Genomic DNA, 12,057 nt, shown 5'->3' with positions numbered 1-12,057 from the left:
GGTTGTTGCGCCGCGGCCTGCTGGGCGGCAGCGGCCTCACGCAGCTGCGCCGCCATCGGCTCGGGCAGCTGGACCGGCAACGGCGTCCTGACCGGCAGCGGCGTATCGCCGCGGCGAATCACGGTGTCTGCCAATGCTTCTCGTGCTTCCTGGGTGAGCGCGTCGATGGTCTCGTGCGAACCGTTGACCACACAGCGGATCATCCAGCGGTAACCGTCGACCCCGATGAACCGCACCGCACCGGTCGCGACACCGACCACTTCACGGCCCCACGGGCCGTCTTGAATGCTGACGTTGACCGAGTCTTTGCGCAGCGACTCGGCGAGCTCGGCGGCCACCTCGCGCCACAAACCGCCCGTCTTCGGCGCCGCATAGGCGGCAATGGTGTAGCGGCCGTTGGGTGTGACGACCCATATCGCGCTCGGAATGCCGGCCTCAGAGACCTCGACCTGCACCTGGCCTGCGTCGGGCATCGGTATCAGCACTGAGCCGAGGTCCAAGCGGGCCAGCTCGGCGGCGGCCGGGTCGTCGAAATCCTCGATGTCGAAAGGGCCGTCCAGATCTTCGGATGGCTCCGACTCGACGGCAGCCTCGCTTTTCGCCGGGGTGGTTGCCGCCTCCGGTTCCGGCGTGGTGTCGTCTTGGGCGCCTTTGTATTTGCGTCTACCGAATGCCATAGCCCGCGCCGCTCCTCCTCCTCATCGCTTCGCTCTGCATCGTCGCCGCGCGAGGTCACAAACTCGCATGTCCGCCGGAGGAACCGTGGCCGCCGTCGCCCCGGGATGTCTCGGCCAATCCGGCCTCGTCGAACGACGAAACCTCAACCACCTCGACCAGCTCGACCTGTTGTACCAGCAGCTGAGCGATGCGGTCGCCGCGATGCACGACGATTGGCGTGACCGGGTCAAGGTTGATCAGCGCCACCTTGATCTCCCCGCGGTAGCCGGCGTCGATGGTGCCCGGACTGTTGACAATCGAAAGTCCAACGCGCGCAGCCAAACCCGAGCGTGGATGCACCAAGCCGACCATTCCGTACGGGATGGCAACCGCGATGCCGGTGCGCACCAGCGCACGCTGACCCGGCGCCAGCTCTACGTCTTCGGCGCTGTAGAGATCTACCCCGGCATCACCGTCGTGGGCGCGGTTGGGCAATGGGAGTCCGCGGTCCAAGCGGACAACCGCCAGACTGGTCGACACGGGGCCACAGACTACCCTTGGCCGCGTGTCCGGAACGCGCGTCGCGCCACAAAGCGTGCGGTATCGCGAGCGACTCTGGGTGCCGTGGTGGTGGTGGCCGCTGGGTTTCGGGCTGGCCGCGCTGATCGCATTCGAAGTCAATCTCGGCATTCCTGACCTGCCGGAATGGTTGCCCTTCGTCGTGTTGCTCGTGGTCGCCGCCGCGGCGCTGCTGTGGTTGGGGCGCTTCGAAATCCAGATTACTGTCGGCGACGATGGCGTCGAATTATGGGCCGGCCAAGCGCATTTGCCGATCACCGTGATAGCCCGCTCGGCAGAGGTCCCGCGTTCGGCGAAGTCCGCGGCGCTCGGGCGCCAGCTGGATCCCGCGGCATACGTGTTGCACCGCGGCTGGATCGGGCCGATGGTGCTGGTCGTTCTCGATGACCCCGACGATCCGACGCCGTATTGGCTGGTGAGCTGCCGTCACCCAGACCGGGTGCTGTCGGCATTGCGCAGCTGACTCGCAGGCCGGTCAGGCCGCGCAGTCGGTACAGATCATCACGCCGTTTTTCTCGCTGGCGAGCCGGCTGCGGTGTTGGACCAAAAAGCAGCTCGAGCAGGTGAACTCGTCAGCCTGCTTGGGAATGACACGAACGGACAGCTCTTCGCCGGACAAGTCGGCGCCGGGCAGTTCGAAGGATTCAGCGGTTTCCGATTCGTCGACGTCGACCACGGCCGACGCGGCTTCGTTCCGCCGTGCTTTGAGCTCCTCTAGCGAATCCTCCGAAACGTCATCGGTCTCGGTGCGCCGCGGGGCGTCATAGTCGGTAGGCATCTTGCATCCCCTCGTTACCTTGCAAGCAACGCTTTGTACCAGCGTCGAACGCATCCACCAAACGATTCGTGCCCGTATCTGGGTTCCTTCAAGTGTGATTTACATCACACACCACATTTGCCCTCCGTGTGCCGTTTTAAACATTGCGTTTAGAGTGCGTACGTGGTCGCGCAAATCACAGAAGGCACCGCTTTCGACAAGCACGGCCGGCCCTTTCGGCGACGCAATCCCCGGCCGGCTGTTGCTCTTTTGCTGGTGCTGCTTCTGATAACCGGAGTGGTGTGGACAATGGCGCTGACCCGCTCGACCGACCTGCACGAGACCGCAGTCTGTAACCCGCCCCCGCCAGAGCCCAATGGCGAGCCGCCACACCTGGGCGAACAAGTGCCGCGAAGCACGATGGTGAACGTCACCCCCGCCAAACTCGCCGAAACCAAGGTCCACGTGCTCAACGCCAGCGGACGCGGCGGTCAGGCCGCCGATGTCGCCGACGCCTTGCGCGACTTGGGCTTTGCGCAACCGAGCGCTGCCAATGACCCCATCTACGCCAACACCAGGCTGAACTGCCAGGGCCAGATCCGTTTCGGTGAAGCCGGCCAAGGCTCGGCGGCCGCCGTGTGGCTGGTGGCCCCTTGCGCCGAATTGTTCCGCGATGACCGCGCCGACGACTCCGTCGACCTCGCCCTTGGCACTGACTTCAGCACGCTGGCGCACAGTGACGACATTGAGACCGTGCTGGCCAGTCTGCGCCCGGATGCCACCGAGGAGTCCGATCCGGCTCTGGTGTCGAAGATCCACTCCAACAGCTGCTGACCGGGCCCGCCCGACGACGATACGAACGGCCTGCTGCTGAGGAGTCGGGCAATTAGGCCTTAGTCACGCATTGGCCGCAGGCCGTCGAACTGCTCGAGCGCGGCCAGCAGTTGGTCAGCGATTCCCGGCGCGGCAGCCACCACCAGGCCGGCAGTGCCGCCCGGCCCGTCGCGTGCAGGCAGCAGCACCCAGGCGCCAGCCTCGGCGGCGATCAATGCCCCGGCCGCGCAATCCCACAGGTGCAAACCGTGCTCGTAGTAGGCATCCAGCCGGCCAGCGGCCACCATGCACAGGTCCAGCGCCGCCGAACCGATGCGGCGCACATCACGGACCACCGGCAGCAGCCGGGCCAGCAGCGCGGCCTGGGCAGCGCGGCGCTGCCTGGAGTACCCGAATCCGGTGCCGAGCAACGCCATCGACAAATCCTCGACGGCGGCGCAGCGTAACGGCCGTGTCCCGTTCTCGTCGCTGACGTGTGCCCCGAGCCCGGCTCCGGCCGAGTACACCCGGCCGGCTGCGACATCGGCGACGGCACCGGCCACGGAGACACCGCCGACCTGGGCCGCAACCGACACCGCGTAAGCGGGGATCCCGTAGACGAAATTCACTGTGCCGTCGATCGGATCGAGCACCCAGGTGACAGCGCCGTCGGTGCGGGTCGCATCGGTGGGCCCACCGCCCTCCTCCCCCAGAATCGGGTCGCCGGAACGCAGCTGCGCCAAGCGGTCCCGCAGTAGCCGCTCGGTATCGGTGTCCACGATGGTCACCGGATCCGTGGGGGTGCTCTTGGTCCGCACCGCCGCGTCGGCATCGCGAGCGTCGATGCCGAACACCTCGGCACGGCGACGCCGCACGAAAGCAGCGGCCTCCGCGGCCAACGTTTCGGCCACCGAACGCAGGTGCGCTGGCTGGTTGTCAGCTGTCGTCACCGGTCTATCGCATCACAGGGGCCGAAAGCGGGTAGTCACGCGCCGCCAGACCAGCAGTTCTACCCAGGCCCGCGTTGTCGTCGGGCTGCGCTCGGATTGCCCGGCTCCTCCTCAGGTCGTCCCGACCTGCATCGTCGTCGGGCTGCGCTCGGATTGCCCGACTCCTCCTCAGGTCGTCCCGACCTGCATCGTCGTCGGGCTAAGGTGTGGGCAGCCACCCCTCGTCGAGGAGATCCGATGAGCAGCACCGAGCCGAGCACGGACGCAATCGGTACCGATGCGGCCGGCATCACGCCGCCGCTACGCGGGTTCGGCGTCGACGTCGGCGGCAGCGGCATCAAGGGCGGCATCGCCGACCTGACCACCGGGCAGCTCGTCGGCGACAGGTTCAAGCTGCCGACCACACAACCGGCCACTCCGGCGGCCGTCGCCAAGACCATCGCCGCGGTTGTCAACGAGTTCGGTTGGACCGGTCCGCTCGGGGTGACCTATCCCGGCGTCGTCACCGAAGGTGTCGTGCAAACCGCCGCCAACGTTGACAAGTCGTGGATCGGCATCAGCGCTCGCGATGTCATCAGCGCCGAACTTGCCGGTCAAGAAGTCGTCGTGGTCAACGACGCCGACGCCGCAGGGCTGGCCGAAGAGCGGTATGGGGCCGGCAAAGACCAATCCGGCGTCGTCGTGCTGCTGACCTTCGGGACGGGGATCGGGTCGGCGGTCATCCACAACGGGAAGTTGCTACCCAATACCGAGTTCGGCCACCTGGAGGTGGGCGGCAAGGAAGCCGAGCACCGGGCGGCGTCTTCGGTCAAAGAAAGGCGCGGCTGGAGTTATGAGAAGTGGACGCGCCACGTGACGAAGGTGCTGGTCGCGATCGAGAACGCGATGTGGCCCGATCTGTTCATCGTCGGCGGCGGCATTAGCCGTAAAGCCGACAAATGGGTGCCGCTGCTCACAAACCGGACCCCGGTGGTGCCGGCGGCTTTACAAAACAGTGCCGGCATTGTCGGCGCGGCAATGGCGGCTACCACAGACGTGACACATTGAAATTTGCCCGCTCAGCCGGGTTCTACCCATGCTGTCGTTACAATGGTCACCGGCGGCCGCCCAACCGATAGCGGCGAGTATCCACGCCGACATTCGACATAACCGAAACTTTCGGTCAAGCACGCCCAAGCGCACCGGAAGTGAGTCCGACCGAAGGGGTGTACGTGGCAGCGACCAAAGCAAGCCCGTCAACCGATGAGCCGGTGAAACGCTCCGCCACCAAGGCCCCCGCCAAGGCCGGGGCAAAGCGACCCGCCGAAAAGTCCACCAACGGGTCCGCCTCTTCCAAGCGGGCCACCAAGAGCGCCCCTCGCGCAAGCAAGACCACTTCACAGGCCGCGAAGGCCACTAGCGCCAAACGTGCCGAGACCACGAAGAAGGACCACGCCCCGGCCAAAAGTGCCGCCGCCAAGCCGTCGCGGAGCCGCCCAAAGAAGGCCGCGGCGCCAAAGGATGTCGAGGTGGTTGCCGACGCCCTAGTCGAGGACGTCGACGCCGAGGCGGATCTCGGTGGTGAGCCGGACGCCGATATCGAACCGGACGACATCGATATCGACCCCGCCGACCTGAGTCTCGATGACCTCGAGGAGGTAGCGCCCGAAAGCGAGGTTGCCGACCTCGAGCAAGCCGACACCGTCGACGTCGACGCCGCCGCGCCCACCATAGCCGTCGAAGACACCGTCGAGGACGACGAACAGATCACTGAGCCGAGCGAAAAGGACAAGGCCTCAGGCGATTTCGTATGGGACGAAGACGAGTCCGAGGCGTTGCGCCAGGCGCGCAAAGACGCCGAACTCACCGCATCGGCGGACTCCGTTCGCGCCTACCTCAAGCAGATTGGCAAGGTCGCGCTGCTCAACGCGGAGGAAGAGGTCGAGCTGGCCAAGCGGATCGAGGCCGGCTTGTACGCCAGCCAGCTGCTGGCCGAAATGGCCGAGCGCGGCGAGAAGCTGCCGGCCGCCCAGCGCCGCGACATGATGTGGATCTGCCGCGACGGCGACCGTGCGAAAAACCATCTGCTGGAAGCAAATCTGCGTCTGGTGGTGTCACTGGCCAAGCGCTACACCGGTCGCGGGATGGCGTTTTTGGACCTAATCCAGGAAGGCAACCTGGGTTTGATCCGTGCGGTCGAGAAGTTCGACTACACCAAGGGCTACAAGTTCTCCACGTATGCGACATGGTGGATCCGGCAGGCCATCACGCGGGCCATGGCAGACCAGGCGCGCACCATCCGAATACCGGTGCACATGGTCGAGGTGATCAACAAGCTCGGCCGCATCCAACGCGAGCTGCTGCAGGACCTGGGCCGGGAGCCCACGCCTGAGGAGCTGGCCAAGGAGATGGACATCACGCCGGAGAAGGTGCTGGAGATCCAGCAGTATGCCCGTGAGCCGATCTCGTTGGATCAGACCATCGGTGACGAGGGTGACAGCCAGCTCGGCGATTTCATCGAAGACAGTGAAGCCGTGGTGGCCGTCGACGCCGTGTCGTTCACTCTGCTGCAGGACCAGCTGCAGTCGGTGTTGGAGACGCTCTCCGAACGCGAAGCCGGCGTGGTACGGCTGCGCTTCGGGCTCACCGACGGCCAACCGCGCACCCTTGACGAGATCGGCCAGGTCTACGGCGTCACCCGCGAGCGCATCCGCCAAATCGAGTCGAAGACGATGTCGAAGCTGCGCCACCCCAGCCGTTCGCAAGTGTTGCGGGACTACCTGGACTGACGCGCCTCGACACGTATCGCAGGCTAATCAAGATCACCGATTGTGTGGGAGCGTTGAAGTTGCCTGCATCGGCATCGGATCACGAGGCTGGCTCCCCCGGCAGATCACCTCCGCGCGAGCGCCACCGCGCTCCTATCGTTCGTCGCCCACAATGAGCACTCGCGGATTGGCAACTTCGGCGACGTAATCGCGGACCATTGCGCGTTGCTCCGGGGTGTACTCCGAGGCGTCAATACGAACGTAGTCCACCTTGTTAGATGCGAAAGAACAGATTGCATAAGAGTCTTCAGGTGGAAATTTTTCGCAGGGTTGGGACCAACCGTGAAGTAGGTTTCTCTAGTCGGATTTCGGTTATAGTCCTGCTGCTCACGGGATGAACCGATATAGCTCTTCGAATACCTCCGACGCAATTGTGTGTCTTACAAGCCCGCGACACGGGACGGCAGTTCGTCAGCGATGGGATCGACGAGCTCCGCGCGTGTTGGATCGCTGAGATCCAAAAGGTTTACACCCGCATCGGCCATCTCGATAAGGCTGTTCCTTGTTGACGGGTCGGGCACCCGATTCGCCAGAAACACCTTATGACATACTCCACCGCACCACCGGAACTAGACCAGTGATGTTGGAGAAGAAAATGTCACCCGCCACTTCCGTAATCTCCCACTATAAAAACATTCGGGTTGCCTAGATCGGCGATAAACCTTCTGATCTCGCTACGCTATTCGGCGGTGAATTTCGAGACGTCAACGGTACATAGTCGGCTTTGGTGGCATGCCTCTCATCATGCACCCGCGCAAACCGGGCCTCAGCGGGACTACGGCCGCGACCATCCGGGCGCCGGATGATAATTCGGCTGCGTCGACGACCACGCCGACTTAACGTGACCGCATGTCAGACAGCCGCGTTTTGGTGTCGTCCGGCTCGGATTTCGAAGCAGCCGTCGGCTATTCCCGAGCGGTGCGGGTGGGCCCATACGTCGCCGTCGCCGGCACGACCGGCGCCGGACCAGTCGATGACATCTGCGCTCAGACCCGAGATGCTTTGCGCCGCATCGCGATTGCTCTCGGCGAGGCCGGCGCGGCGTTGTCCGAGGTCGTGCGCACCCGCATCTACGTGACCGACATTTCACGATGGCGCGAGGTCGCCGCGGTGCACGCCGAGGTTTTCGGTCAGATCCGGCCCGCCGCCACCATGGTCGAAGTCTCGGCGCTTATCGCCCCGGGCTTGCTGGTGGAGATAGAAGCCGACGCCTATGTCGGTTCTGCGACCGGCGGAAAGGTGCCGTCCGGTCCGGGCCGGTAGGCGGTGACCTTGGTCACAGCGGTGACCGGCAGCGGACCGTACAGGTGCGGGAACAACATCGACTCCGGATCCGTTGGTTCGCCCGGTTCCCAGCGCACCGGTGAGTCGAGCCGGGCCGGATCGATATGCAGCAACACCAGATCCTGACGTCCGCGATAGAGCCGGTTGGCCGGCAGGTGAACCTGCTGCGGCGTCGACAAATGGACGAGCCCGGCGCTCCTCAGCGACTCCGGGCGAACCTGCCCGCAGGCCCGTGCGCACGACCACGCCCGCGCCGAGCACAGGTGGGTGAGGACGCGGGAGACGGACGTCACACCACCAGGGTGCCCGTAGACGTAACCGAGCGCGCGTGAGAAACGACACACCGGGTACCCCCAGGGGAACAAAGGCCTAAAGCCGAAACGTCTGAGACAGTGGAGACACGTCAGGAACGGAGAAGCCATGAACGCCACATTGACCAGTCCCGAACTCACCCGGGCTGATCGGTGCGATCGGTGCGGCGCGGCCGCCCGTGTGCGTGCCACGCTGCCGTCCGGCGCTGAGCTTCTCTTCTGCCAGCATCACGCCAACAAGCACGAGGCCAAGCTGATCGAGTTGTCCGCGGTGCTAGAAGCCAACGCAGCGCCGCTGGACGCCTAAGCAACCGAGCGCGTCAGTCCTTTTTGAGCCTCTCGTAAATTCGCTTGCACTCCGGGCAGACCGGGGAACCCGGTTTCGCCGACCGCGTTACCGGAAACACCTCGCCGCACAGGGCGACGACATGTGTGCCCATCACCGCACTTTCGGCGATCTTGTCTTTTTTGACGTAGTGGAAGTACTTGGGGGTGTCGCTGCCGGTCCCGTCGTCGACCTGTTCTTCGGTATCGGTGCGCTCGATCGTCTCGGTCTGCATAGCCCATATTGTGCCGCAGACCCGGGCCGTAAAACTGTTTGAGCCGACGTCGACCAATTGTGGGACAGTGGAGAAATGAAGCGCGGCTCGGAGCTGGGTTTCGACGACGACGGTCGCCCAGTCCTCATCACCGCCGCCGCACCCTCATATGAGGTGCAGCATCGCGAGCGGGTGCGTAAGTACCTGACCCTGATGGCCTTCCGGGTACCGGCGCTGGTGCTGGCGGCACTCGCCTATGGCGCCTGGCACAACGGGCTGATCTCACTTCTGATCGTGGCCGCCTCGGTGCCCTTGCCGTGGATGGCGGTGTTGATCGCCAACGACCGGCCGCCGCGTCGCGCCGACGAACCCCGGCGCTTCGACAACGTCCCGCGCCGCACGCCACTGTTCCCGACCGCCGAACGGCCAGCACTCGAACAGCACAGACCGGCGCCACCGCAACCGGACTCGCCGCCCTCGGCGGGTGACGGTTCCGCATAACCGGCCACCCGCCACAGTTCTCAGGACATTCTCAGGTCGTCGGCACATTCGCGCACGTCAACGGGTGTGAGATAGCCGCCCGGTGGGAACTCATCGAGCGGGTTGGTCGTTGGACCACATGACAGTTCAAGCCGATCGGGAGGGCGCTATGGCAAATGCCACCACAAGCCGGGTTGACAGCGATCTGGACGCTCAGAGCCCAGCCGCCGACCTGGTGCGCGTGTATCTGAACGGCATCGGCAAGACCGCGTTGCTCAATGCCGCCGACGAGGTCGAGCTGGCCAAGCGCATCGAGGCGGGGCTCTATGCCCAGTATCTGCTGGAAGCCCGGAAGCGCCTCGGGGAGAACCGCAAACGGGAACTGGCGATGGTGGTCCGCGACGGTGAGGCAGCGCGGCGGCATCTGCTGGAAGCCAACTTGCGGCTGGTGGTGTCGCTGGCAAAGCGCTACACCGGACGGGGTATGCCGCTGCTTGACCTCATTCAGGAGGGCAATCTCGGCCTGATCCGCGCAATGGAGAAGTTCGATTACACAAAAGGATTCAAGTTCTCCACGTATGCCACGTGGTGGATCCGCCAAGCCATCACGCGGGGTATGGCCGACCAGAGTCGCACGATCCGGCTGCCGGTCCATCTGGTCGAGCAGGTCAACAAGCTGGCGCGAATCAAGCGGGAGATGCACCAGAACCTGGGCCGCGAGGCCACCGACCATGAACTTGCCGCGGAATCCGGTATTCCGATCGACAAGATCAACGACCTGCTGGAGCACAGCCGTGACCCGGTGAGCCTTGACATGCCGGTCGGCTCGGACGAGGAAGCTCCCCTTGGCGATTTCATCGAGGACGCTGAGGCGATGTCCGCGGAGAACGCGGTGATCGCCGAGCTGCTGCACACCGACATCCGCAGTGTGCTGGCCACGCTCGACGAGCGTGAGCATCAGGTAATCCGGCTGCGGTTCGGCCTCGACGACGGCCAGCCGCGCACCCTGGATCAAATCGGCAAGCTGTTCGGTTTGTCGCGTGAGCGGGTTCGGCAGATCGAGCGGGAAGTCATGGCCAAGCTGCGCCACGGCGAGCGCGCCGACCGGCTGCGTTCCTACGCCAGTTAACGCCACCAGCGGACACGAGCGAGCGGCGCCCGCCGCACACCACGGCGGGCGCCGCGCTGCCCTGGAGTGTTAGTGAACCATTCTCGCAGCTAGGCAAGTAGACTCGGCGGCGATGGAGGGTGCGGAATGAACGAGCTGGTTGACACCACCGAGATGTACCTGCGGACGATCTACGACCTCGAGGAAGAGGGCGTGACGCCGCTGCGCGCACGCATCGCCGAGCGGCTCGAGCAGAGCGGTCCCACCGTCAGCCAGACCGTGTCACGGATGGAGCGCGATGGACTGCTGCGGGTGGCCGGAGACCGCCACCTGGAGCTCACCGACAAGGGCCGGGCGCTGGCGATCGCGGTGATGCGCAAGCACCGGCTCGCTGAGCGGCTGCTGGTCGATGTGATCGGCTTGCCGTGGGAAGAAGTGCACGCCGAGGCCTGCCGGTGGGAGCACGTGATGAGCGAGGACGTCGAGCGCCGGCTCGTGCAGGTGCTCAACAACCCGACCACCTCCCCGTTCGGCAATCCGATTCCCGGGCTGAAGGATCTGGGCGTGGGACCGGGTTTCGGCTCCGAAGACGCCAACCTGGTGCGGCTGACAGAGCTGCCGTCGGGCTCACCGGTGGCCGTGGTCGTCCGCCAGCTCACCGAACACGTCCAGGGCGACATTGACCTGATCACCCGGCTCAAGGACGCCGGTGTCGTGCCGAATGCGCGGGTGACCGTCGAGACCAACCCGTCCGGCGGGGTGACCATCGTGATACCGGGCCACGAGAATGTGACCCTGCCGCACGAGATGGCCCATGCCGTCAAGGTGGAAAAGGTCTAGCCCTATACCGCGCGCTGACCGAATGCCCGCCGCGGCGGTAGCTGCACCCCGAGCCGTTTCGCCAGTCGATAACCGGTAAGCCCTAGTTCTCGGATCCGCTCGGGCCGCAGGCCCGACTGCAGCGCCCGGTCCAGCATGCCCGCCATCCGGTGCCCAGGCTCACAGCGCAGCGCCGCGTCCAGCGACACTCCGGCCAGCGGCCCGTCGCCGCGGGCGTAGGCGCTGAACGCCAGCAGCACCAGCGCCTCGACCCGCCACGGCTCGGGCAGTTGGCGCGACAGCACCGTCCACAAGGACTCGGCCTCTCCGGCGTTGACGCCGACGGCAAGGGCATACATCGTGTCGCGGACCTGGACATCGGTCAGCGCGCAGGCCAGTCTCGCCAGCTCGGCCGTACAGAGCGGTTGGTCGTCGGCAACACGAGCAGCGGCGGCCATCAAATCCTCGACGTCGTGGCGCCCTGTTGCATCGGGGTCGATGCGATATGCCTCGTCGCGTGCCGCCGCCACTCCGGCGATCGCGGCGGCCAGCTCAGCGCTGCCCGCCGTGTCGTCGACCGCGATCACGGCCTGCAGATCGGCGCGCCGCGCGTAGAGCCGCCGCCCGTCCAGCACCGCCGCGACCGCCAGCGGCGAGGCTGATGGATCGTCGATCACACCGCCGGAACCGCAACCGTCGGCGCAGTGCCAGCGCCCGCCGGTCGCCACTCGATCCACCACATGCGCCGCCCACAACACAATTTCGTGTTGCGACAACGCCTCGGTGAGCGCCGTGCACAGCTGGCGGTACTGCTCGGCGCACACCGGGCAGCGCGCACCGTCGGCGTCGATGATCACCGCAATCGCGGCCTCGGGCTCCGCGGCGGCGGCGACCTCGGCGAGATGCCCGACCCGCCCGGTCAGCTCGGCGGAAAGATCCACCCGCATCACCGC

General features: G+C 65.5%; 15 protein-coding genes and 1 pseudogene (1 of these 16 running past the window's edge). 9 read left to right on the top strand and 7 right to left on the bottom strand.

All coding sequences use genetic code 11. The features are described 5' to 3' along the window. The coding region (locus ACFE99_RS12155) for a DUF3710 domain-containing protein (RefSeq protein WP_375485556.1) at positions 1-677 on the bottom strand (677 nt) is incomplete at its 3' end. Positions 678-732: 55 nt separating this feature from the next. Continuing rightward, entirely contained in the window at positions 733-1,197 is a 465-nt protein-coding gene (gene dut, locus ACFE99_RS12150; RefSeq protein WP_375485554.1) for a dUTP diphosphatase, read from the bottom strand. A 25-nt stretch (positions 1,198-1,222) separates the two neighbouring features. On the opposite strand from dut, the gene ACFE99_RS12145 reads away from it, so the two are divergent. Further along, on the top strand, positions 1,223-1,699 hold the full coding sequence (locus tag ACFE99_RS12145; protein ID WP_375485552.1) for a DUF3093 domain-containing protein: 477 nt from the start codon (positions 1,223-1,225) through the stop codon (positions 1,697-1,699). A 12-nt stretch (positions 1,700-1,711) separates the two neighbouring features. Here the strand turns inward: ACFE99_RS12145 and ACFE99_RS12140 are convergent, their stop codons facing one another. Next, positions 1,712-2,014 carry a DUF4193 domain-containing protein gene (locus ACFE99_RS12140; protein ID WP_067115263.1) on the bottom strand — a complete coding sequence of 101 codons (303 nt, stop codon included), beginning with the start codon at positions 2,012-2,014 and terminating at the stop codon, positions 1,712-1,714. 162 nt (positions 2,015-2,176) lie between these two features. Here ACFE99_RS12140 and cei point away from each other — a divergent pair, with 162 nt between their 5' ends. Continuing rightward, entirely contained in the window at positions 2,177-2,827 is a 651-nt protein-coding gene (cei, locus tag ACFE99_RS12135; protein ID WP_375485549.1) for an envelope integrity protein Cei, read from the top strand. A 59-nt stretch (positions 2,828-2,886) separates the two neighbouring features. Here the strand turns inward: cei and ACFE99_RS12130 are convergent, their stop codons facing one another. Continuing rightward, positions 2,887-3,756, bottom strand: coding sequence for an inositol monophosphatase family protein (locus ACFE99_RS12130; RefSeq protein ID WP_375485547.1), 870 nt, complete (start codon positions 3,754-3,756; stop codon positions 2,887-2,889). A gap of 237 nt (positions 3,757-3,993) precedes the next feature. Between ACFE99_RS12130 and ppgK the strand changes: the two genes are divergently transcribed. The 3 genes from ppgK (at position 3,994) to ACFE99_RS12115 (ending at position 7,826) form a co-directional block, all read left to right on the top strand. Next, complete coding sequence (ppgK, locus tag ACFE99_RS12125; RefSeq protein WP_375485545.1) at positions 3,994-4,803, top strand: polyphosphate--glucose phosphotransferase; 810 nt, start codon at positions 3,994-3,996, stop codon at positions 4,801-4,803. A gap of 164 nt (positions 4,804-4,967) precedes the next feature. Then, on the top strand, positions 4,968-6,524 hold the full coding sequence (locus ACFE99_RS12120; protein WP_375485543.1) for an RNA polymerase sigma factor: 1,557 nt from the start codon (positions 4,968-4,970) through the stop codon (positions 6,522-6,524). A gap of 888 nt (positions 6,525-7,412) precedes the next feature. Further along, entirely contained in the window at positions 7,413-7,826 is a 414-nt protein-coding gene (locus tag ACFE99_RS12115; protein WP_375485541.1) for a RidA family protein, read from the top strand. Here the strand turns inward: ACFE99_RS12115 and ACFE99_RS12110 are convergent. Beyond that, positions 7,775-8,140, bottom strand: a complete 366-nt coding sequence (locus ACFE99_RS12110) for a DUF952 domain-containing protein (protein ID WP_375485539.1) — start codon at positions 8,138-8,140, stop codon at positions 7,775-7,777. The genes ACFE99_RS12115 and ACFE99_RS12110 overlap by 52 nt on opposite strands. Before the next feature lie 127 nt (positions 8,141-8,267). Between ACFE99_RS12110 and ACFE99_RS12105 the strand changes: the two genes are divergently transcribed. Further along, complete coding sequence (locus ACFE99_RS12105) at positions 8,268-8,465, top strand: hypothetical protein (RefSeq protein ID WP_375485537.1); 198 nt, start codon at positions 8,268-8,270, stop codon at positions 8,463-8,465. A 13-nt stretch (positions 8,466-8,478) separates the two neighbouring features. Here ACFE99_RS12105 and ACFE99_RS12100 read toward each other — a convergent pair whose 3' ends face one another. Next, entirely contained in the window at positions 8,479-8,718 is a 240-nt protein-coding gene (locus tag ACFE99_RS12100; RefSeq protein WP_375485535.1) for a DUF3039 domain-containing protein, read from the bottom strand. Positions 8,719-8,775: 57 nt separating this feature from the next. Here ACFE99_RS12100 and ACFE99_RS12095 point away from each other — a divergent pair, with 57 nt between their 5' ends. The 3 genes from ACFE99_RS12095 to ideR all read left to right on the top strand — a co-directional run bounded on the left by ACFE99_RS12095 (position 8,776) and on the right by ideR (position 11,125). Then, the gene (locus tag ACFE99_RS12095; protein WP_375485533.1) at positions 8,776-9,198 is read left to right on the top strand and encodes a DUF3099 domain-containing protein; all 423 of its coding nucleotides are present in this window, start codon (positions 8,776-8,778) and stop codon (positions 9,196-9,198) included. A gap of 118 nt (positions 9,199-9,316) precedes the next feature. Then, positions 9,317-10,306, top strand: a complete 990-nt coding sequence (sigB, locus tag ACFE99_RS12090; protein WP_375485531.1) for a sigma-70 family RNA polymerase sigma factor SigB — start codon at positions 9,317-9,319, stop codon at positions 10,304-10,306. Positions 10,307-10,432: 126 nt separating this feature from the next. Beyond that, positions 10,433-11,125 carry an iron-dependent transcriptional regulator IdeR gene (gene ideR / locus ACFE99_RS12085; RefSeq protein ID WP_375485528.1) on the top strand — a complete coding sequence of 231 codons (693 nt, stop codon included), beginning with the start codon at positions 10,433-10,435 and terminating at the stop codon, positions 11,123-11,125. 2 nt (positions 11,126-11,127) lie between these two features. Here the strand turns inward: ideR and ACFE99_RS12080 are convergent. After that, positions 11,128-12,057 (bottom strand): annotated as a pseudogene (locus ACFE99_RS12080) (DUF4192 domain-containing protein) (it continues 123 nt past the right edge of the window).

It is taken from the genome of uncultured Mycobacterium sp. (assembly GCF_964249325.1).
Lineage (GTDB): Bacteria > Actinomycetota > Actinomycetes > Mycobacteriales > Mycobacteriaceae > Mycobacterium.
The sequence above is the reverse complement of the archived record's forward strand: the minus strand, read 5'-3'. Positions and strand labels throughout refer to the sequence as shown.